General features: G+C 36.1%; 21 protein-coding genes. 12 read left to right on the top strand and 9 right to left on the bottom strand.

Annotated features, from left to right (window positions below):
* Nucleotides 1-3 precede the first annotated feature (3 nt).
* Complete coding sequence (locus ABVM52_RS08660) at nucleotides 4-705, top strand: hypothetical protein (protein WP_405385018.1); 702 nt, start codon at nucleotides 4-6, stop codon at nucleotides 703-705.
* Between the two features lie 4 nt (nucleotides 706-709).
* Nucleotides 710-1,810: a hypothetical protein gene (locus ABVM52_RS08655; RefSeq protein ID WP_405385017.1), complete on the top strand. Its 1,101-nt coding sequence runs from the start codon at nucleotides 710-712 to the stop codon at nucleotides 1,808-1,810.
* A gap of 1 nt (nucleotide 1,811) precedes the next feature.
* Here ABVM52_RS08655 and ABVM52_RS08650 read toward each other — a convergent pair whose 3' ends face one another.
* From ABVM52_RS08650 to hemH, 8 genes are all read right to left on the bottom strand, one after another.
* A complete protein-coding gene (locus tag ABVM52_RS08650; protein WP_405385016.1) occupies nucleotides 1,812-3,014 on the bottom strand; it encodes a CHASE2 domain-containing protein in 1,203 nt (400 codons plus the stop codon).
* 9 nt (nucleotides 3,015-3,023) lie between these two features.
* On the bottom strand, nucleotides 3,024-3,815 hold the full coding sequence (locus ABVM52_RS08645; RefSeq protein ID WP_405385015.1) for a hypothetical protein: 792 nt from the start codon (nucleotides 3,813-3,815) through the stop codon (nucleotides 3,024-3,026).
* Nucleotides 3,788-4,945 carry a CHASE2 domain-containing protein gene (locus tag ABVM52_RS08640; protein ID WP_405385014.1) on the bottom strand — a complete coding sequence of 386 codons (1,158 nt, stop codon included), beginning with the start codon at nucleotides 4,943-4,945 and terminating at the stop codon, nucleotides 3,788-3,790. Before ABVM52_RS08640 ends, ABVM52_RS08645 begins: the two co-directional genes overlap by 28 nt.
* A 68-nt stretch (nucleotides 4,946-5,013) precedes the next feature.
* Nucleotides 5,014-5,505: a hypothetical protein gene (locus ABVM52_RS08635; protein WP_405385013.1), complete on the bottom strand. Its 492-nt coding sequence runs from the start codon at nucleotides 5,503-5,505 to the stop codon at nucleotides 5,014-5,016.
* Between the two features lies 1 nt (nucleotide 5,506).
* Nucleotides 5,507-6,952 carry a C1 family peptidase gene (locus ABVM52_RS08630; RefSeq protein WP_405385012.1) on the bottom strand — a complete coding sequence of 482 codons (1,446 nt, stop codon included), beginning with the start codon at nucleotides 6,950-6,952 and terminating at the stop codon, nucleotides 5,507-5,509.
* A gap of 144 nt (nucleotides 6,953-7,096) precedes the next feature.
* On the bottom strand, nucleotides 7,097-8,476 hold the full coding sequence (locus tag ABVM52_RS08625; protein WP_405385011.1) for an MATE family efflux transporter: 1,380 nt from the start codon (nucleotides 8,474-8,476) through the stop codon (nucleotides 7,097-7,099).
* A gap of 43 nt (nucleotides 8,477-8,519) precedes the next feature.
* On the bottom strand, nucleotides 8,520-9,293 hold the full coding sequence (locus ABVM52_RS08620; RefSeq protein WP_405385010.1) for a DUF3050 domain-containing protein: 774 nt from the start codon (nucleotides 9,291-9,293) through the stop codon (nucleotides 8,520-8,522).
* Nucleotides 9,294-9,323: 30 nt separating this feature from the next.
* Nucleotides 9,324-10,367: a ferrochelatase gene (gene hemH, locus ABVM52_RS08615; protein ID WP_405385009.1), complete on the bottom strand. Its 1,044-nt coding sequence runs from the start codon at nucleotides 10,365-10,367 to the stop codon at nucleotides 9,324-9,326.
* 181 nt (nucleotides 10,368-10,548) lie between these two features.
* Between hemH and ABVM52_RS08610 the strand changes: the two genes are divergently transcribed.
* From ABVM52_RS08610 to ABVM52_RS08600, 3 genes are all read left to right on the top strand, one after another.
* The gene (locus tag ABVM52_RS08610) at nucleotides 10,549-11,610 is read left to right on the top strand and encodes a mechanosensitive ion channel family protein (protein WP_405385008.1); all 1,062 of its coding nucleotides are present in this window, start codon (nucleotides 10,549-10,551) and stop codon (nucleotides 11,608-11,610) included.
* A gap of 66 nt (nucleotides 11,611-11,676) precedes the next feature.
* Nucleotides 11,677-13,029, top strand: a complete 1,353-nt coding sequence (locus ABVM52_RS08605) for a hypothetical protein (protein WP_405385007.1) — start codon at nucleotides 11,677-11,679, stop codon at nucleotides 13,027-13,029.
* On the top strand, nucleotides 13,030-13,872 hold the full coding sequence (locus ABVM52_RS08600; protein ID WP_405385006.1) for an N-acetylmuramoyl-L-alanine amidase-like domain-containing protein: 843 nt from the start codon (nucleotides 13,030-13,032) through the stop codon (nucleotides 13,870-13,872).
* A 7-nt stretch (nucleotides 13,873-13,879) separates the two neighbouring features.
* On the opposite strand, the gene ABVM52_RS08595 is transcribed toward ABVM52_RS08600, so the two are convergent.
* A complete protein-coding gene (locus ABVM52_RS08595) occupies nucleotides 13,880-14,770 on the bottom strand; it encodes a helix-turn-helix domain-containing protein (protein WP_405385116.1) in 891 nt (296 codons plus the stop codon).
* 192 nt (nucleotides 14,771-14,962) lie between these two features.
* Between ABVM52_RS08595 and hemA the strand changes: the two genes are divergently transcribed.
* The 7 genes from hemA (at nucleotide 14,963) to ABVM52_RS08560 (ending at nucleotide 22,210) form a co-directional block, all read left to right on the top strand.
* Nucleotides 14,963-16,219 (top strand): glutamyl-tRNA reductase, encoded by a 1,257-nt coding sequence (gene hemA / locus ABVM52_RS08590; protein ID WP_405385005.1) that lies wholly within the window; start codon nucleotides 14,963-14,965, stop codon nucleotides 16,217-16,219.
* A complete protein-coding gene (gene hemC, locus ABVM52_RS08585) occupies nucleotides 16,216-17,796 on the top strand; it encodes a hydroxymethylbilane synthase (RefSeq protein ID WP_405385004.1) in 1,581 nt (526 codons plus the stop codon). The genes hemA and hemC overlap by 4 nt, the downstream gene beginning before the upstream one ends.
* 157 nt (nucleotides 17,797-17,953) lie before the next feature.
* A complete protein-coding gene (gene hemE / locus ABVM52_RS08580; protein WP_116771959.1) occupies nucleotides 17,954-18,985 on the top strand; it encodes a uroporphyrinogen decarboxylase in 1,032 nt (343 codons plus the stop codon).
* A 55-nt stretch (nucleotides 18,986-19,040) separates the two neighbouring features.
* Nucleotides 19,041-19,583 carry a GNAT family N-acetyltransferase gene (locus ABVM52_RS08575; RefSeq protein WP_405385003.1) on the top strand — a complete coding sequence of 181 codons (543 nt, stop codon included), beginning with the start codon at nucleotides 19,041-19,043 and terminating at the stop codon, nucleotides 19,581-19,583.
* The gene (gene hemF, locus ABVM52_RS08570; protein WP_405385002.1) at nucleotides 19,573-20,475 is read left to right on the top strand and encodes an oxygen-dependent coproporphyrinogen oxidase; all 903 of its coding nucleotides are present in this window, start codon (nucleotides 19,573-19,575) and stop codon (nucleotides 20,473-20,475) included. Before ABVM52_RS08575 ends, hemF begins: the two co-directional genes overlap by 11 nt.
* The gene (locus tag ABVM52_RS08565; protein ID WP_405385001.1) at nucleotides 20,466-21,410 is read left to right on the top strand and encodes a DUF4421 family protein; all 945 of its coding nucleotides are present in this window, start codon (nucleotides 20,466-20,468) and stop codon (nucleotides 21,408-21,410) included. The genes hemF and ABVM52_RS08565 overlap by 10 nt, the downstream gene beginning before the upstream one ends.
* Nucleotides 21,411-21,421: 11 nt before the next feature.
* Nucleotides 21,422-22,210, top strand: coding sequence for a PhzF family phenazine biosynthesis protein (locus ABVM52_RS08560; RefSeq protein WP_405385000.1), 789 nt, complete (start codon nucleotides 21,422-21,424; stop codon nucleotides 22,208-22,210).
* Nucleotide 22,211 lies beyond the last annotated feature (1 nt).

The following is a 22,211-nucleotide window of genomic DNA, read 5'->3' as shown; positions in this document are numbered from 1 at the left end:
ATCATGAAAGGTCATCTATTAAAATGTATACTAATACTAAGTCTATTTTCAATAGGATGCACTGGGGAATTTGTAAAAGATAAGCGTGCTATATTCTTAAAAGCACCACTTGACAAGACTCCTTGTCTTGAAGGTGAATCTGATGGGTTACTGGTCAATATTCCTTTTGAATGGTCAGTTGATGGTGATAATGAAAATCTTATGTTATTAATAGATGAGTTAGATTCAAATAAAAAAATTCTTGATTCAGAGCAGCAAAAAATTATAGATTTAAATAAAGACCAAACATCAGAAAATGTATTCTTAGATTTTGGCAGATGGTACCAATGGCAAATAATAGCAGGAAATGGAAGTGTTAAAAGTGAAGTATTTACTTTTTATAGTGAAGGATTTCCATCAATAAATCGCGCACCCTTTCCAGCAGAAATTACTATAAGGCAAAGAAACGAAGGTAAAATAATCTTCACATGGATTACTCCAATTGACCCAAATAACGATCGGTTGGTTTATGATGCTTTTTTTGGGGAAACAAGGGAAACTCCTTCAGAAATAAAAAGTAATATGCTTGAACCTGAAGTACTAGAAGTTCCTAATCCAAAAATTGGCAGCGAATACTATCTTAAAATAGTAAGTAAAGAGGTGTTTGAAGATAATTCATTTGGTAATTCATCTATAGCATTAATAAAAGTGTTGGTCGAAAACTAAAAATATGAAATTAATCATTTCATTCATTTTCATTTTAATAACTAAAAGTATTTCAGCTCAGCTATTTATTAAATACAATGAACTTTTACCACTAAAACTCCAATACACCAACAAACAGCTAAAAAAAGAAACGGATAAGCACAATGCCGTCTATACTAATTTAATTTACAAAATGGATGCAAGCTGGGACACCATACCAGTTTATATAAATGCGCGTGGAAATTTTAGACGTAAAACCTGTTATTTTCCACCACTTAAAATGACCATAAAAAAATCATCATCAAAGAATACTTTATTTGAAGGCCATAAAAAATTAAAATTAGTGTTACCGTGCCTTTTACAAAATAGAGGTAATGATGATGTATTAAAGGAATACTTGGCATATAAAATCTATGAACTTGTTTCGGACATCCATTTTAAAACCCGCTTGGCAACTATTGAATACGAAGACACAAGAGGTGAGAAAGATGAAATACATCCTTTGGCAGCTTTTATACCCATAGAATTGAAAAATACTTCTCTATATAACGGAGAAGAAGCTTTAGCATCTAGAAAACCAAAAACATATCATTTAAAAGCGATACTAATAGAAGATGATAAGGTGGTAGCCAAAAGAAAAGATGCACAGGTTCTAAAACGTTTTGTTCATCCGTTAAACCAATCTGAACATGTATCAATGACCAATGCTTTTTTCCAGTTTATGATAGGTAATACAGATTTCTCTACAGCCTATCAGCATAATCAGAAACTTGTATACAAAGACGGCCAAATTATCCCTATACCTTATGATTTTGACATGTCCGGTCTAGTAAACGCTAGTTATGCCGTTGTCTCCAATATACAGAACACCCCATTGAACATCACCAATGTACAACAACGTCTGTACAGGGGATTTAAAAGAGACATTACTTTATTCAATAAAACGAGAAAACACTTTCTAGAGAAGCGCCAAGCGATATATAGTATAATAGACCAGCATAAAAACTATTTTGAAGATGTTAAGAATTATGAACATGCAAAAAACTACATTAAGGATTTTTACACCATTTTAGATAATGATGCTCAATTTAAAGATCTTATGGTCAACAATGCCAGGGAGAAGTAATCTAATTTAAATAGGACTTAAATTTAATTTTGGTATTTATAAAACGTACCAAATGCTTATAAAACTTTATAAATCCTGCACTAAACACAGTTACGGCAATAATTGGTGCGGATTTTATTACAATGCCTTTTTTAAATAGCATCAAGGTAAACCAAACCAACAGAATTGCAAATAAGAACAATACTCCTTTCCTTACCGTTCTATAGCTGATTTTTAAACGCTTGCTTAACCATATAAAATAGATACTTGCCAAAAAGCTGAAGATAAAAGTTAGTAGTAATAAAGTAATTTTTGAAACTTCATGCATAAAACCGTTATTCAAAATCATGGCAATTATATTTGCATGAATGACCAAGCCGTACATGTCCGGTATACTTTTACCTGCGGTAATTTCGTTCAAAGGCGTAAAATGTTTGTCCTCAACATCATAAATATTGCCTGTGGGGGTTCCAAGATATCCCAGTAAAACAATTTTATCATTAATAAAGGAAATATCCTCTAACGCCATAAAATCATCTATGGTAAAATGAAAAAATCCATTTAAATTACCTTGATAATTTATTACTTTGGAACCCTTTAATTCTTGATTTAATTTTCGTTGCTTCCATTCTTTATTGGATAAATAAAGTTTGGCTATAGATAAAGCAAAAGATTGATGGGTGCTCTTAAATTTATGGACCTCACTTTCAAATTCCCTAACGACCGCACTAGTACCATCAAAATTAAAATTGACGAATCCAGGTTTTTGGGCACACCTAAAAAAGGGATGGTTAGAAATTTCTTGGTCATGTGTAATTATTGTGGATCCAACCACCTTTTTATTATTCAACTGTTTGGCCAACAACGTATCCGCTTTGGTCCTATTAAAATCTTTTAGTACAACATCAAATCCAATTACTTTAGGGTTCTCTTTCAGCAATTTCTGCATGACCAAACCAAGTTCATACCTGTTTTTATGTTCCACGTTAATAAGGAATATATCAGGATTTACTTTTTCTTCAGCATTTAATCGTTCCGCATAATACACATCTAAAAAACTAAAATCCTGTAGCGCCTTTGACAATGGATTAAAAAAAGAAGTATTAAAAAATAATAGGGATAAGAGATAACAACAAAGAAGGGATAATAAGGTACTGAATAACCCATCCCGCATCAATATCCACTTACTTAGCTTTTTCTTTTTCTTTTTCTTTTTCTTGGACATACCTCTTTGTTATTCTTGACAAAACTTATAGTCTAAACATATGGCCATTTTAATATCCTCGTCAGAAAAACCAAGTAATTGCAATGCCATGGTTAAAGCCTTTATTTCTTCTTTTAGTTTTAAATAGTCCGCATTACTTAATAATTCAAATGTATTGAACTTTACTTTTTTATAATCTGGAAATGGGGTAGTTGTTACGGCCCATCTGTAGGAGGTACCTGGTTTTAAAATTAAATTATCCCTAAAAAGCTCAAGGTAATTAGTATTTGTACCTATTTTAGTAATATGGGCAGTCTTTAAATCTTCTAAATGAAAATAGGTTGTTAAGCTATCTGTTCTATTCTCCCAACTAAATTTAATTTTGGGTACAAACCATCTTATACTATCCATAGGTTTGTTTAATTGAATATTTCTATCTTCCCTATATACCACACCTGGTCGCTGCCTAATATCTTTTTGGTTCATAAATTGTCTCCATACATATGAAAAATACTTAGAGGTAAAAGAATTGGTTTTTTCATGTTTTCTATGCTGATATAAGGTATTATAGGTATAGGCCTTAGGTTGGTTTAACTCATACAGTTCCCCTAATTGATTAATTAAATATACGGTATCCAATTTGTGCAAGGTCAAAGTATCAGAATCTGTAAAGGCCCCACCACGCTGCACAGACATGTGTTCATTAAAATAAGGACTGCCAGATATTTTATATACGTAATAACTACTTTGAGCCCAAGCCCAATTAGCAAATACTAGCATTACCCAAACATATTTTAATCGTGATAGAAATATCCTTCCCATGTGTATTTTTTATAGAAATAATGTGCTAATTTTTTATAATAACCAATGAGTCCTAAACTAAAAACAACGACCGCTATTACAGAAGATATCTTAAATAGAATTCCTTTTCTAAACATTAATAAAGAGCACCAAACAAATGTTACCGAAAATAATAGCTGAACCAAATTGAGCCTTAAAATATAACTGGCCAGCTGCCGCTTGTTTAAATAAATAAAATAAGCTAGCCCCAAAAATGTTAATACTATGGTTATCACCACCAAAAACCAATTGGGAACGACATACATATAATTATTGGACAATAGCATTTGAACAATATTGGCATGTATGACCAAACCAAAGGTATCCGGGGGACTTTTTCCCACAAACTTCCTGTTCATAGGAGTAAAATGCTTGTCTTCAATATCATATTCATGCGTATACTCATTACCTAAATACCCAACCAGAACAATTTTATCCTTAATAAATGGTATTTCTACTTGATTTAAAATATCCTTACTTTCCAGTATTAAAAAATTTTCTCTTGTTCCTGTATATGCAATAGGCCGTTCTGTTTTTAGAAACTGCTGTTTTTCAGCAAGCCATTTTTTTCCAAGATAACGTTCTACTACCTTGGCCGGGAACGAAATATAAGTCTGGTCACCAATGGAATTAATACCTTGAAAATTCCTGACTACGGCAGAGGAAGCGCTAAAATTGAAATTAGTATACCCTCTATTTTCGTTATCCAATTGAAACCCCTCTGCATTTGATATTTCCTCATCATCCTGAAAAGAATAGGCAAAAACAAATGCCTCATTGGTTAATTTTTCTTTTAAAAAAACATCCCATACGGGGTCTTGCCGGTCTCTAAAAATTACATCTAACCCAATTACTTTTGGTGATAGACGTTGTAAGTCGTTTAAAACTTCCGCTATTTCCTTTCTATTTAAACGGTCTATATTAACTAAGACGATATTCTCGTTTAAATCAAAATTCTCTTCTTTTAACTTCTCGGCATAGTGAAGGTCCAAGTAGCTGAAATCCTTAAAAGCGTTTTTAAAAGGACTAAAAAAATTAAGGTTCAGTCCGATCAACAATACTAAACCTAAAACTAAATAGGAGAAAACCATGCATATAAACGCTTCTTTCATGAGAGGCCAATTACCTTTCAATTTAATTTTGCGCAATAATGATGTGTACAACGTCAATACTTTCTAGGTTACCGTTTCTTTAAATACTGGGAAAGTTTTTGGGACAACTGAACTACTTTATGCCCCTCTAAATTAATAAAGCCCATATATTTATAATGTTCGTCTATCAAAAGGGTTAACTTCCCATGCTCGCTATGTAAATGATACTGGATTTTAGGTTCAAAACGGATATTATCCGGTATAGCATTCCAATTATAGGAGCTATCATTGATTACATGGCCTATGAAATCCTTAACATAAGATTGCTCCAAAGTATCCTTTAAAAAAAGTTTATTGGAATATTCATCTACCGTTCCTTCTATTAAGTTTGGTCTAATTTCATATTCTACAATTTCCTTAGTGTTCATTACTATCTTAAAGTTCTTTTCCTCCAAAATTGCCGCAATATAATCCCCTTGTTTTCCAGAATTATTTTCATCAGTAACCTTCGTGGCCTGTTGCTGGCAATTACAAGACATGATTACCAGGAAACAAAATGGCACTAGTTTTAAAGCACTCATTTTAAGATCTATTTATATCCAAAATAAGCATCGCCATTGAGCCTTCTTCAAATTCAGCTTTGAACCCCATATTATCTTCATTGAACACCATATTATCTTTAGGTATTAGCTTGTCATTGAAAACCACATAAAGTTTATCCAACAAATCACCTTCCATTGCTTCCATTTGCTCCTTTACTTTTGGCAAATCAATTTTATCCAAAGAAAAAATTACTATGGTGTGGTCAGAATCAACTTCTTTGTTCAACCTAAAAAAGGCTTTTTTACCTTTGGGTGCATACGGTATTACTACCTCTTCCTTCGTGGAGTTTATATATGGACTTATAGAGTCCGTCTCAGGAAAAAGCAAAGACCCTTCATTATCAGAATCCCACCCCATGACGTAAACATAGGCTGGTTGATCTACCTTGGTCTTAATTCTGTATCTGGTATTTATAGGGTAACTTTCTATAGTACTATAATCCCCAATACTTTCTTCATCGTCTTCTATTACCACATCTTGAAAACCAAATACCGACCCTTGATAATCCCCTTTACCCTTTTCAATATTCATTGTAGTGCCATCTCTCATCAATAATTGAAGCTCACCTGCCAGTACTTTCTTCTCCGTTGGTTGGGCACTAAAGGGAATCATCTCAAAAGCATAACGAGTATAAGTAGGAAAGTCTTGATACCTGATCCACATATATCCGTTATTTCCCCAAGAAGGTCCCCAGCTATTTACAACTTCAAAAGCACCACCATATTTTTCATCGTCAAAACCAATGACGCACATGGCATGACCACCATCTGTTCCTAGATTATCCGGTTCATATACATTTTTGGCACTAAAGAAAGAACTTTCTACCATAAACCCCATAATAACGGGATTGCCGTTTATTATAGAACGCTTTACATTATCTACTTTGTCTTCATCTGCGTCTTCTGCACCAAATAATCTAGTAAAATCCTTTATTTTATGGGCCTGTGCTTTCTTCAATAATTCATCGGAAATATTGGTTTCGCACATAACATCAAAATCCTTGAACAAGGGAACACCTTTTTCTACCATTGTTTCCATGGCCTTTCCTATAAAAGCACCACCAGAACAATTATAATCATTCTCAACATTTGAATTTAGATAGGTAAATACCGGAGAAAATGTGTTTTGATTTATTTTAATAGAATCCAATTCATTATTTAATCTTGACTCTAATATGGTTCTTCCATAATATGCGCTTGCCCACCCTACACAAGTGCTGTAGGTTGACTGGTTTTTTATTTGTGGAACAAATTGTTTTAAGGAAGCATTGGTATACTCTGTAACCACATCTTGAAAAGATACGTTTCTAGCCTTAACAGGTGTTTGTTCATAGGCATCGTCATCAAACAATAATCCGGTTTTTGGTTGTACTTGGCCAAATGCAAGTCCACTAATAAACAAAGAAAAAAATAGTAAAGTTCTCATAAGCAGTTGAAATTGTGTTCACTGAACAATTTAACATATTTTACAGGAACCTAAACTACCTAATATTAGGTATTTATCGATTAAATGCGCTATTTAGCGCATGTTGTAGTACTATTCTTTACAATTTATAGGAAGTACCTTTTTTTATGCTACCAGGGTGTTATTAATCTCTCTCCGTAAAAAATATCCAGTAACAATAGTGGCAAGCACGTCTGCAATAGGAAAAGAAATCCAAACACCTAATTCCCCTAAAAAATTCGGTAAGATTAAAATTAGTGGAATAAAGAAAAAACCTTGTCGGCATAGGGTTAATAATAAAGCAGGAATAGCTTTACCGATAGCTTGAAAATAAGCGGCACCTATAAGTTGAAGCGCAATAATGGGGGTTGCTGCAAACACCCACCGCATTGCCGAGGGTGTATTCTCCAATACAAAGGCATTGGTTTCAAGTTCCAACGCACTCATATCTGGTTTATGGCTTAAAAAGAGTCCGACTATTTCTGCGGGAAATATCATAAGTCCGGCAAAAACTATGGTCGCTAAAATTGCAGCATACTTTATAGCCGTATAAATAGACTCCTTTACCCTATCATATTTTTCGGCACCATAGTTAAAACCGGCAATTGGCAAAAACCCTTGTGTAACACCAAAAACCGGAAAAAGGGCGAACATTAACATGCGGCCAATGATGGCATAGACCGCAACCATGGCTTCTCCCCCCAAATCGAACAAAATATTATTCATCAACAAATAAATAACACTTACCACAGCTTGTCTGGAGAGGGTTACAAAACCTAAAGAACTTATTTCCCTTAAGATGTCAAGATTAAACCCTAGATGCCTTACCGTTAGTTTAAGTTCTGAATGTTTGGAAAGAAAAAAATATAAGATAAAACTAAAACATAAAAAATAACTTATGGTAGTTGCCCAAGCGGCACCGTGCATACCATAATCCAATACGTTGATGAATAGAAAGTCCAACAAAAGATTACCAACAGATGGTATGATCATTGCGATCATGGCAAATTTTGGCTTTCCCTCTGCCCTGATTACTGCATTGCCCATCATGTTCAATGCCAGCAATGGCACCCCATACAGTACAATGACATAGTATATCTTTGCCATTTCAAATATGGTTCCTTTACCGCCAAAAGCAGGTATCAGTGTATCCACATAGGTAAGGCCCAGCATTACCATTACTACGGTTACCAAAACCGTTAAACAAATTTGATTGCCAAACGTTTGTAACGCTTTTATCCTATTATTGGCACCCAACGCCCTAGATATCATACTGGCACCGCCAATACCTATTGCCATACCCAAGGCACCTATGAAAAATGACACGGGCAATACAACGTTTATCGCCGCAATGGCAATAGAGCCGATCCAATTTCCTACAAAAATGGAATCTACCAATACGTTTAGTGACATGACCAAAATACCAATACTGGCGGGTACGGCCTGTTTAACAAGCAAATTAGAAATAGCATCCGATCCCAGTTGTACGGAAGATACGTTTGCCATATTGGTAGTTTAGATTGGGTTTATTCTTATTGCTACGATTATATTATGCAGTGGCCATAGCTTGTTTATTGATAGAAGAAGCAATGTGATCCCATAAATTTATTCGTTGTTGTAAGGCCTCCTGTGAGATATGCAGCACATCGTTCCATTTAATTTCGTCATTACCACATAATTCCTGAATCATTTTTAATGACAAAGGTCCATGCTCATCACCATCCAATTCTATATGCCTTCTAAGATAATAGCCCAATTTAGGGTAAGCTTCTTCCCCCGCACGATCTATTATTTTTAAAAACATGTCCGGTATCAATTCTTCCCTACCAAAAGTAAATGCGGCAGCTATTTTATGTGATTCTCCAGTTTTCAGCACCCTAAAAGTAAACTGTAAAAAGTTTTTTACGGCATTGGGCACCTGTAAGGCATCTATTGACTCCTTAATATTTTCCATACCGGACACCTGATTCAAAAACTCACCAATGGGTAAGGTATTGGCACCTACTTCCTCCATGGCATCCATATACATTTCAAAGTGACTTTTATATTGTCCCTTTTCATTTTGGTCACTTTCCTCTTCGGTAACAATTTCATTAATGAACCTTGCGGTATTGGTATTCTTTACCGGCTTCCAAGGAAGTGTAGTGCATGTCAATTGATTTTGAAGTCCTTTTAACAACGACATAAAATCCCACACGGCATATACATGATTTTCCATAAAAATACGGACATCGGCTATAGATGTTAATTGCCTATATAGCTCATGATTTCTTAGTTGTTCTTTTAACGGTAATAATTGATTTTCTATTTCTTCGATTCTCATAGCAGTGATTTCTAAGATTTAATAATATGTTTAAGTACTTGGCACTACATCCAATGCATCTGTAGTTTGCCAATCATTGACCCATTTTGCCATTACTGCCACCCATGCGTCGCTATCGTTCAGACATGATATATGCTTGTAATCTTCTCCTCCGGCTTCAAGAAATTGCTCCTTTCCTTCCATGGCAATTTCCTCTAAAGTTTCAAGACAGTCACTAACAAATGCAGGAGTAATTACGGCCAGTTTTTTCTTGCCTTCTTTCGCCAAACGTTCAAACTCATAATCGGTATACGGTTTTAACCAAGGGTCACCCGCCAAACGCGATTGAAATGAAGTACTCACCTGTTCTTCTTTCAGCCCTAAATATTCCTTCACCATTTTTGTAGTATCATACACTTGATGTCTATAACACGTATTATGTGCAACGGAATTCACGTTACAGCAAGTACCATCTATCTTGCAATGGTAACTGGTGGGGTCATTTTTACGAATATGTCGTTCTGGTATACCGTGGTAGGAAAATAGAACATGGTCATAATCAAAACCTTCTAATCCGTCTTTAATACTTTCAGAAAGTACCTTTATAAACTCCGGGTGCTTATAAAAAGCAGGCAATGTTGTTATTTTCATTCCGGGAAAAGAAGCTTTTTGTTCTTCAAGAACCTTTACGACCACTGTTTCAAAACTAGACATTGCGTAATGTGGGTATAAAGGCACTAAAAGCACATCATCAACACCTTTATCCTTTAGTTCTTGCATGGCACTTTTAATGGTCATGGTTCCATAACGCATACCTAAGGCAACCGGCATTTCTGTCTGTGTTTTCAGTTTATTGGTGAAACGCTCGGAGATTACGATTAAAGGAGAACCTTCTTCCCACCAAATCTTGGCGTAGGCCTCTGCAGATTTTTTTGGTCTGGTCTGTAAAATAATACCCCTTACCAAAATTGTACGCAACCACTTAGGGGCATCGATGACCCGCTCATCCATTAAAAATTCATCTAAATAAGGTTTAACATCCTTTGGTGTTGGGCTATCGGGTGAACCTAAATTGACCAATAATACTCCTTTCATAGCGTATGTGTTTGTTATTCATTTGCAAAAATAACACTTGATAATCTATGATATTTTAATTTTAAGCAATAGTTTTTCTATACCCTTATAAAGCCTGCCAATATCTCCTTAAAAAATTTTTAGTGCTGTTAAAAATTAGTATGTTGTATATTCTTATAAATGTGATAAAGCTAATATGAATATGATATTTGATACAATTCCTAAAAACGACTTTTATCTGTTCCTAGCATCGCTCATTGCTATCTTGGTTGCCTATTGGTTAATTTCCTATTTCTTACGAAAATTTGGTAAAGACCCTAAATACCTTTTGCCAGAAGGAACGTTTAGAAAATTAAGCTGGCCTATTTTTTTCATTTTCCTTTCCATTTTAGTTCGGTCAGAATCATTACGTACTTTGTTAAGGGCAGATGACCATGAGTATTGGTTTAAAAAGACCAGTACGATTTTATTTATATTCGCCATTACTTGGCTCATGCTCAATTTATTGAAAATGGTCAAAAAAGTCATCATCAGTAATTATGATGTACAGGCAGAAAATAATCTTAAGGCGCGTAAGGTCTATACCCAGTTCAATATACTGGAGCGTATTTTTATTTTTGTGATCATCATTTTGGCCGTTGGCGCCGTGCTCATGAGTTTTGAAAGTATACGTGAATTGGGCGTAAGCATTTTTGCTTCTGCCGGGGTTGCGGGTATCATTATTGGTTTCTCTGCCCAAAAAATGATCGGTACGGTCTTGGCCGGTATTCAAATTGCTATTGCGCAGCCTATTAAAATGGATGACGTAGTTATTGTCGAAGGAGAATGGGGCCGTATTGAGGAAATCACCCTTACCTATGTGGTCGTTAAAATATGGGATAAACGGAGATTGATAGTCCCAACACCTTATTTTATTGAAAAGCCCTTTCAGAATTGGACCAAAACCTCATCGGATATTTTAGGAACCGTCTTTTTATATACCGATTATACGATACCTTTTGATGCACTTCGTCAGGAACTGACCAAAATTTTGGAGAATACTCCCCTATGGGACAAAGAGGTCAATGTGCTACAAGTTACGGATAGTAAGCAGAATTGTGTGGAAATAAGAGCCTTAATGAGTGCAAAAGACTCGCCAACCGCCTGGGATCTTCGTGTTCATGTTCGAGAAAAACTCATTACTTTTTTACAGGAAAATTATCCTGAGAGTATTGCCAAGAACAGGGTTTTGTTGGAAAAATCTACTGATATTAGTCCTACTTAAAAAGTATCCTATTTAAGGCAAAATATTAACTGTTAATAGACGTTAATTGTGTAGTAAAATTATAGAATGAAAGTTATAAAGTTCGGCTATTTAAGCATTATGGTTTTTTCTCTTTTTAATTGTTCAAAAAACGAAGACACAAAGGAACCAAGCATACAACCAGAAGTCATTGAAGCAGAAAAACCAGTCTCTCCTCCAGAAATTATTGAAGAGGAAATATATTTAACTGTTAATATTGACACTAACATAAATACTACTGACAGTGAAGATTGGCTAATTATTCACGATGACAATAACAATTTAGTTGATTATAAATCCTATGAGAGTGGAGACGAAATAACTTTCAGTGCTTATCCTGATTCAATAACATCCTCATTGAGTATAACAAAATTTAGTCAAGTTATAGATTATGTAAATGATTTAAATGATGGGACAAGCCCACAGACCCGCTCTGAAGTAGGCAAAAGATATGAAATTACAACAACTAACGGTCTTAACAGAGGAGATGTCTTTAACATCAACTCAAGTGTGTTAAATGAGCCCCAAAATCGAACTAAAATTGGCGAGTTCAATTTGACGATAGAAGACATTCCCCAAATTAAAAATTTAAATATCTCAACCAAAAATGGCACCATACCATATGGTTATTCAATTTCTGACAATGGTAATGAATTAATAGATTACAGTCAGAAGTTAGAAAAATATCAAGGTGAAGAAGAATATTTAATCTCTATACTCGATGGAAATAACACTCATAAATATTTCACTTTTTCAAATCTTGAAAACCAAGATTTGATTTTAAATTACGCAGAATTCAAATTATTTGATACTTATATTGATTTAGAAGTGCCAACAGATTCAAATTACTTAATAGATATAGGAGGATTTGATAATGATGAAAATTTAAATTTTTTTGGAGGGTACAAATTGTTAGATATCTCTCTATATAGTGATCAAATCAATGCAAATGTAATTTCGTTTGGATACCTAAATAAATTTTCAAATTATCGCTCACGCATTATTTTAGAAACATCAAATTACAGATATTTAAAAACTCAATTTGGAAGTAAGTTGGATTTTTTAGAATTTCCAGATGACCCAAACTTCGTCATCATAAATGACTCTTCCATCCAAAATTTCGATTTTAGTACATCAAGCGACTATAAGTCCTATAAAAATACCTGGCGATATGTTGAAGGAAATTACCCATATGGTAATTATGTAATTACTTCATGGAGCGTAGAAATTCCTAAAAATAAAATAAAAACCGTGGGAGATATTCCCGTAGAGATATTGGAAAAATTCCCAAATATTAATCTTGACAAAATTGAACCTTATACTACTCACTTAAATTTAAGTGAAATAAACTATAATCAAACTTATCCAACATTCGATGGAATAATAATATACCATAACTAAATGCTTTCAAAATATATAATTGCATTATTGATTTTTACCAGTCAAAATTTGTTAGCCCAACAAATCACCTGCTCGCCAAAAGATAGAGCAGCCGTTGAAAACAAACTAGTAGAGATCAACGGAATGCTTCAGGATGATTTTGGCAAAACCATGGTAAGCATTGGCAAAACCTTTATGAAAACCCCCTACGTAGCCAAAACATTAGAAATTGGAAATACTGAAACTTTGGTAGTAAATCTACAAGGATTGGATTGTACCACATTTGTTGAAAACGTGCTTGCCTTTTCACTCCTGCTCCGTCAGCAAGAAATGTCTTTTGACACTTACTTAGAAAATCTTGAAACTATACGATATAAAAACGGCACTCTAGATGGTTACGCCTCTCGTCTACATTATTTTTCTGAATGGATTGCCAATAATGCAGAAAAAGGGCTACTTAAGGCTATAACCGGTGACATTGGCGGTGAAGCCATCACCAAGGATATCAATTTCATGAGTACCCACCGTAATTTATATCCGTTTTTGGCAGATGATGTCAATTACTCAAAAATTAAGGCCTCAGAGAACTATTTGAATAGCCAGCCTATTTGTGTACTAACACAGGAAGACATTATAGAGAGCGAGCATTTAATCAAATCCGGAGATATCATTGCCCTGGCCACTTCTATTAACGGCTTAGATGTTACCCATACGGGAATTGCCACCAGAGAAAAAGACGGAAGAATACATTTGCTCCACGCCTCTACGGGATCCATGCAGGTAGAAATCACCAAAAAACCCTTGGCAGATTATGTAAAGGGCATAAAAAGCAATGTCGGTATTATGATTGCCAGACCGCTTTGATATACTTTTAATTACCCACTAAAGCTTTCAAGTATTTTTTAGGCGTTGTATTATATTTCTTCTTAAAAGCGGCAATAAAATGACTTGCCGTGCTATACCCTACCTTAAGGCCAATTTCATTTACGTTATATTGCCCTGTTTCCAAAAGACGTTTGGCATATTCCATTTTATGGTCAAACAAAAAGCTATAAACAGAGTCGCCATATATTTGTTTAAACCCTTCTTTTAACCGCTTAAGGCTCAATCCTATTTCACTGGAAAGCTCTGCTAATGTGGGGGGTTCTGCCATATTTGCCAAAATAATTTCCTTGGCTTTCTTGATCTTTTTTACATTCTCCTCATCGGCAAGATATGGGCACTGTTCTATATCTGCATTTGGGCTCTTGTTAAAATAAAGGGCAATCAGTTCATAAATTTTCCCCTTTACATACAAGGCTTTTATGGACGGATGCAGATTGTAATTAATGATTTGGCTAAGAATGACCGCTATAGAAGGTGAAAAAGGTTCTTGGGCGTAGTACTTTTTCTCCTTATTATCCGTACTTAAAAACGGAATGTAATCTGCCTCTGCCGTAAAAAGCGAGTGGAATTTTCTTAGGGTCATTACCACGGACACCATAGAAGATTTTGGCTCTAACCGCAAGTTTAGCGGAAGGTCTAACTGGGTATTATACAGCAATAGGGAATTTTCTTCCGTAACGCTTAAACTGTAACTGCCCTGATTAAAGGAAAAGGTACCGCACCCCCTTAAACAAAAATGAAATTGAATAAATCGTTTGCTGATTTCTCGTGAGTAGCCAACATCCACATCTTCTTCATTCTGAAATTTAAGCACATAAAAACCGTCTTCCACCAATACCTCATCGTATGACCTTTGAGCGTTATTTTTTACTTTCATCATATTAAAAAAATATCGTATCTATTTAGAAAGCGTCTAAATAAAAATTTATAATTAAGCCTTCATCATCATAAAATTATAGCTATTTAACTGATAAATATCATTTTTTGTCTAAAAATTCTGAATCCGTTACTAATTGTACCGCTAGCGTTATTTTTATACGATTGATGACCATACTTTTGTATCCGCTTTATGAAGGACTATCACATTTCTAAACATAACTCCTTTTATACCATCGGACTTAATTACAAAAAGGCCGATGCCGAAGCCCGTGGTAAATTTAGTTTAGACGAGGTAGCGGTAAAAAAATTACTTGTTGAAGCCAAGGAGCAGGGTATAGATGGTTTATTGGCCACATCAACCTGTAACCGTACGGAATTGCACGGCTTTGCCCAACATCCTTTTCAACTCATAAAATTATTGTGCGATCACTCTAACGGAACCGTTGAAGCGTTTCAAGAGGTAGCCTATGTATATAAGAACAAAGAAGCCATAAATCACCTTTTTCGTGTAGGAACAGGTTTGGATAGCCAAATATTGGGCGATTTTGAAATTATTAGTCAGTTAAAGCAAAGTTTCAAGCGGTCCAAAGAAATAGGAATCGCAAACCCGTTTATAGAACGTTTGTGCAACAGCATCATTCAAGCAAGTAAACGCATTAAAAACGAAACTGAAATTTCTTCTGGGGCCACCTCGGTAGCATTCGCTTCTGTTCAATACATTTTGCGAAATGTAGAAAATGTGTCCGAAAAGAACATTTTGTTGTTCGGAACTGGAAAAATTGGTCGCAATACCTGTGAAAATTTAATTAAGCACACCAAGAATCCGCACATCACCTTAATCAATAGAACCAAGGGTAAAGCCGAGCAAATTGCTGGTAAGTTCAACCTTGTGGTCAAAGATTACGGGGATCTACAATCAGAAATTAGAAAGTCAGATATTTTGGTGGTTGCCACGGGAGCGCAAAAACCCACGATTACCAAAGAGCTGATCTACACCAATAAGCCCTTATTGATTTTAGACCTATCGGTGCCTAAAAACGTTGATGCTTCCGTTTCTGAAATGGACAATGTAACGGTAATTCATTTAGATCATCTATCTCAAATGACCGATGAAACTTTAGAGCGTAGAAAGCAATTTATACCAGATGCCGAAGCAATAAACGAAGAGGTAAAACATGATTTTAACCAATGGTTAGAAACCAGAAAATTTGCCCCTGTTATTAAGGCTTTAAAGAAGAAATTAAAGACCATAAAGGATGAAGAATTAGACTATCAATCCAAAAAAACAGTCGATTTCAACGCAGACCAGGCAGATGTTATCACCAACAGGATCATTCAAAAAATAACCAAACAATTTGCAAATCATCTTAAGGATGACTCGGTAGATTCCAATTCAAGTTTAGAATTTATCCAAAAAGTATTTCAATTAGAATTGGACGAAAAATGAGTAAAGTAATACGCTTAGGCACACGCGATAGCGAGTTAGCGCTATGGCAGGCAAATACCGTAAAAGATCAACTACAAGCATTAGGACATACAGTAAAATTAGTACCGGTAAAATCTACGGGCGACTTAATTTTAGACAAGCCCCTTTATGAATTGGGCATAACCGGTGTTTTTACAAAAACCTTGGATGTTGCCATGATCAATGGCGATATTGATATTGCGGTACATTCCATGAAAGATGTACCCACAGCGTTACCAAAAGGTATCGTTAAAGCCGCTGTTTTAAAACGTGGCAACTACATGGATATCATGGCGTTTAAAGACAATGAGGAGTTTTTGGGGTCACGCGATGCCGTTATTGCTACCGGCAGTTTACGCAGACAGGCACAATGGCTCAACAGATACCCAACACATACCGTAGTAGACTTAAGGGGGAATGTAAATAGCCGTTTAGAAAAACTGTACAATAACGAATGGAACGGTGCCATTTTTGCGGCAGCCGGTTTGGAACGTATTGGTTTGGAGCCTGAAAATACGATCGGACTTACATGGATGTTACCCGCACCTGCGCAAGGTGCGATCATGGTAGTCGCTATGGAAGACAATGAAGAAGTTCGTGAAGCCTGCGCACAATTAAACCATGAAGAAACGGATACCTGTGTTTCGCTGGAAAGAGAATTTCTTAGGGAATTGGAAGGTGGTTGTAGTGCACCTATTGGAGCACTTTCATACATCAACAAAGAAAATATGGTTACGCTAAAAGGCGTATTGTTAAATGTTGATGGTAGTAAGAAACTGGAAACCGAATTAACTGCACCACTGGGCAAACATCAAAATTTAGGTATTGACTGTGCCAAATCGATTTTAGCACGTGGTGGAAGACGTTTAATGACGGAATTGGCAAGTGCCGGTATGGAAGTAAATATTTTTTCCACAAAAAAGCTTACACCACAACAGCAACTTAGCCTTAATTTATCCGTAAATGCCGATTCAGATGACTTTATAAAAATCAACCCGAACCGTATTTCGCCAATAGTGCTGAAAAAGAGCCATAAAAATGTGGTCTTCACCAGTAAGAATGCCGTTGAAGCGGTATTGGCAAGTAGAGCGGTGTCCGAGTTGGATTTTGAGAATATTTACTGTGTTGGCAGAAAAACCAGACGGTTTATAAAAAATAAGTTTGGTAAAATAACGCATTATGAGAACAATGCTAAAGATTTGGCCAATCACCTGGTGGAATTCATAGACGGTACAGAGGTGACTTATTTTCACGGGAATCTAAGTTTAGAAGAATTACCGACCATATTAGAGGAAAACAATATTACGGTCAATTCCATTGAAGCCTACAGAACTAAACTTTCCGGTAAAACGGTACCCAAATCTGTAAAAGGTATTATGTTCTTTAGTCCGTCTAATGTAGAAAGTTTTGTAAAGGAAAACGCAACGGATAAGGTGGCGTATTGCATTGGCGAAACCACTGCAAAAGCAGCTAGAGCACATTTCACAGAAGTTAAAGTAGCCAAAATACCAACGGTAGAAAGTGTAATTGAACTGGTGAATGCGGATTATCATGATTAATAAAAATGCCTTTGGCTGCTAGCCTTTGGCTGTTGGCTAAAAAATAAAAAATTAACGTCTTTGCGAGCATAGCGAAGCAATCTGTTTCTTAGGAACACCAACGAACAGATTGCTTCGGAGCAAAAAGGCTCCTCGCAATGACGAACAATAAATGAATATGAGCTTAAAAAACGACTTATTTCTAAAAGCATTAAAAGGTGAGACTGTAGAAAGACCACCAGTATGGATGATGCGCCAAGCAGGTAGGTATTTACCTGAATTCATGGCTATAAAGGAGAAGTATGACTTTTTCACTAGATGTCAGACTCCGGAGTTAGCATCAGAAATTACGGTGCAACCCATCCGTAGGTATGGAATGGATGCCGCCATATTATTCAGCGATATTTTGGTGATTCCACAGGCAATGAATATTCATGTGGAAATGAAGCCTAATTTTGGTCCGTATTTACCTAATCCCATCAGAAATCAGAAGGATTTAGATAGCGTTATCGTTCCAGATGTTCACGAGACATTAGGTTATGTAATGGACGCTATTAAAGCGACCAAGGAGAAACTGAACGACGAAGTTCCTTTAATAGGTTTTGCAGGTTCTCCATGGACCATTTTATGCTATTGTGTACAAGGTCAAGGAAGCAAAACATTTGATAAGGCTAAAGAATTATGCTTTACACAACCGGTCGTGGCTCATGAATTGCTTCAAAAAATTACCGATACCACTATAGCATACTTAAAGGCAAAAGTTGCCGCAGGGGTTAATGCAGTACAAGTGTTCGATTCTTGGGGAGGTATGTTATCACCAACGGATTATCAAGAATTCTCTTGGAAATATATTCAGCAAATTATTGATGCATTAAAGGACGAAGCTCCAGTAATTGTTTTCGGTAAAGGATGCTGGTTCGCCTTGGGCGATATGGCAAAATCAGGTGCTTCTGCATTAGGTGTAGATTGGACATGTTCCGCTAGAAACGCACGTTATTTAAGTGGTGGTAAAATTACCTTACAAGGTAATTTTGACCCTGCACGATTGCTTTCGCCACCAGCAGAGATCAAGAAAATGGTTCACCAAATGATCAATGAATTTGGCAAAGACAGCTACGTAGTAAACTTAGGTCACGGTATTTTACCAAATGTGCCGGTTGAAAATGCAAAAGCGTTTATTGATGCGGTAAAAGAATACAAGCCGGCTTAAAATCGGTCGATTATTTCAGTACCCTATGTAGAATTTCCGAAATTACAGTAGCACTATGAATTCCTTTCAACTTCCCGATTTTGAAATAAATCCCATTTCAGAACGAGATGGGTGGCGGTTGTGCGACTTTATTTCGGCGAATGAAGAACATCTTAAGCGTTTTTTTCCTGTCACACTTGCTTCAAACCTAACCCCAACGTTATCCGAGTTGTTTGTTGCTCAAAAGGTTTTGGAGTTTGCTTCTGGCAAGGAATTTCTTTTTACCCTAAAAGAACCTGAACATAGAAAAATCATAGGTCTTGTCTATGTTAAAGAAATTGATAAGCTTAAAAATGAGGCAGAACTCGCTTATTGCATCGGCTACGCCCATAAAAACAAAGGGTATACTTCCCTAGCGGTTAAAACCATTTCTGAGTGGGCATTTACCCAACTTAAGCTGGAACAATTAAGAATAATAGCGCATAAATCTAATATTGGTAGTCTTAAAGTAGCACAAAATTGTGGCTATCTTTGGAAAAAAACTTTAATTAAAGCATATACACCACCTAACGAAGACGCGTTAGATATGGAACTTTACGTCTTAGAAAATGAAAGATAAATTTTACGCTTATATACAACAACTACAAGATACCATTACCTCTAAATTGGAAGAGGTAGACGGCAAAGCCACATTCCAAGAAGATATTTGGAAACGTCCGGAAGGTGGCGGAGGTAGAACCCGTGTTATTGAAAATGGGAATGTTTTTGAAAAAGGGGGCGTAAATATATCGGGTGTTCACGGGGAACTTCCCGATAGTATGAAAGCCTATTTCAAGGTAAAGGAAGGGAACTTTTTTGCATGCGGACTCAGTTTGGTCTTACATCCAAAAAATCCTATGGTGCCCACCGTTCATGCTAATTGGCGTTATTTTGAATTGTACGGAAAAGATGGTGAAATTGTAGATCAGTGGTTTGGCGGCGGTCAAGATTTAACGCCGTACTACCTATTTGACGAAGATGCCGTTCACTTTCACCAAGTTTGTAAAACCGCTTGCGATAAACATCAACCCACATTTTATGACACCTACAAAAAAAGGTGTGATGAATACTTTTGGAACACCCACAGAAACGAGGCCAGAGGTGTGGGCGGACTCTTTTTTGATTATTGCAAAGCAACACCGGAAATGGATATGCAAGATTGGTACAACTTTGTTACCGAAGTAGGAAATAGCTTCCTGAAGAGTTATGTACCGATTGTTACAAAGAGAAAAGACCTTGATTATACCAAGGAACAAAGAGATTGGCAAGAGATAAGAAGAGGTAGGTATGTAGAATTTAATCTTGTTCATGACAAAGGCACTTTGTTCGGCTTAAAGACCAACGGGCGAATTGAAAGTATATTGATGAGCTTACCACCTCATGTGCAATGGCGTTATGATCACCAACCCGAAGAAGACAGTGAAGAAGAACGATTATTGAATATTTTAAAAGCACCAAAAGAATGGGTATAAGAGTACTGCTTATTTTGGGTATGTTCTGCTCAATTAACCTTTGTACTGCTCAAAATTCACAATATAAAGAAGACTTTCCTGATAAAATTACGTTGAGACTGGCACTACAGACCACTTCAAATAATTTTACCCTTAGAGATAAGATTACACGTAATAAAACAGAGTTCATACCCAACGATAAAAGCTACCTGGGCCTTTCTATTCTATTTCGGTTCTTAGAGGTTGATTTGGGGTATGCTCCCAATTTCTTGTCCGAAAACAAGGATAATGGGGATTCTAAATTAATTACGTTCAATATTAGAACGTTTTTTGGTCAATTCATGCAGACCGTAGATTATTACAAGCAGAAAGGATTCTTTGTACGTACCCAGGACCTTACTTTGCCCGTTGACGACTTGAAAACCCTAAAAATTGGCGGCAGCTCTAGTTACATCTTTAATCCTGATTTTTCGTTTCGCGCTATAGGTTTCCAAAATGAATGGCAGACCCAGAGCGTGGGCAGTTTTATACCGAGCATTTCCTATTATTATACCAAGTTTAAATTAGAAGACCCGCTTATAGAAAATCAACTGGAAAAATCGTTCAAGGTGGCCGTAGGACCTGGGTACTATTACAATTGGGTTTTTGACGAGAACTACTTACTTTCTGCAGGCGCTACCGGAGGTTTAGGATTTAATTATTCTAGTACTGACGGAGACACCTCATTTAACGGATTGGCACAACTGGTATTTAGAATGACCGGCGGCTATAACTCCGAATCTTTTTTTGGAGGTGTAAATATGAACACCCAATTACTGACCCACACTTCCGATGAAAATTTTATTTTAGACGATTCCATCAGTTTTTTGGAGTTTTATGTGGGATACCGATTTGATGCTCCTAAAAAATGGATCGCCAAAGCAGATGAGATAAGTCGTAAATTAGGGATTGAATAAAACTTAATGCCATGAAGCAAAAAATATATCAGATTGATGCCTTTACCAAAGAATTATTTGGTGGTAACCCAGCTGCCGTTTGTATTCTTAAAGAATGGTTGGCAAACGACCTCATGCAAAAAATAGCCGCAGAAAATAATTTGGCAGAAACCGCCTTTGCCGTGCAGAAAGATGACCATTATGAATTGCGCTGGTTTACACCGGAAATTGAAGTAGACCTTTGTGGTCATGCTACATTGGCAACAGCCTTTGTCCTTTACAATTACTACGGTTTCAAAGAAAATACCCTACGGTTTATTTCGCCTAGAAGTGGTGAGCTCATTGTTGAAAAGAATGAAAAGGGAACATTGACAATGGACTTCCCAACAGATGACCTTCACAAAGTGCCTGAACAGAATAACATCACAGAAGCTATCGGAAAAAAGCCTTTAGAGACCTATAAAGGAAAAACCGATTATATGTTGGTGTATGAAACGCAAACAGAAATTGAGGCTATGACCCCTAATTTTCATTTATTAAATGAATTGGATTGTAGAGGGGTTATCGTTACCGCGAAAGGCAATACCGTTGATTTTGTATCACGCTTTTTTGCACCACAATGCGGCATTCCAGAAGACCCTGTTACAGGTTCTGCACATACTACCTTAACACCTTATTGGGCAGGGAAATTGAATAAAAAATCCCTATCCGCAAAACAATTATCCGATAGGGGCGGTGATATACAATGTGAGTATCTAGGTGATCGGGTAAAGATTTCGGGAAATGCCGTTTGTTATTTGATCGGGGAAATCAACATCTAAA

The organism is Maribacter sp. LLG6340-A2 (genome assembly GCF_045057105.1).
Classification (GTDB): Bacteria; Bacteroidota; Bacteroidia; order Flavobacteriales; family Flavobacteriaceae; genus Maribacter.
Note: the sequence above shows the minus strand (reverse complement) of the source record. Positions and strands in the feature narration are given on the sequence as shown.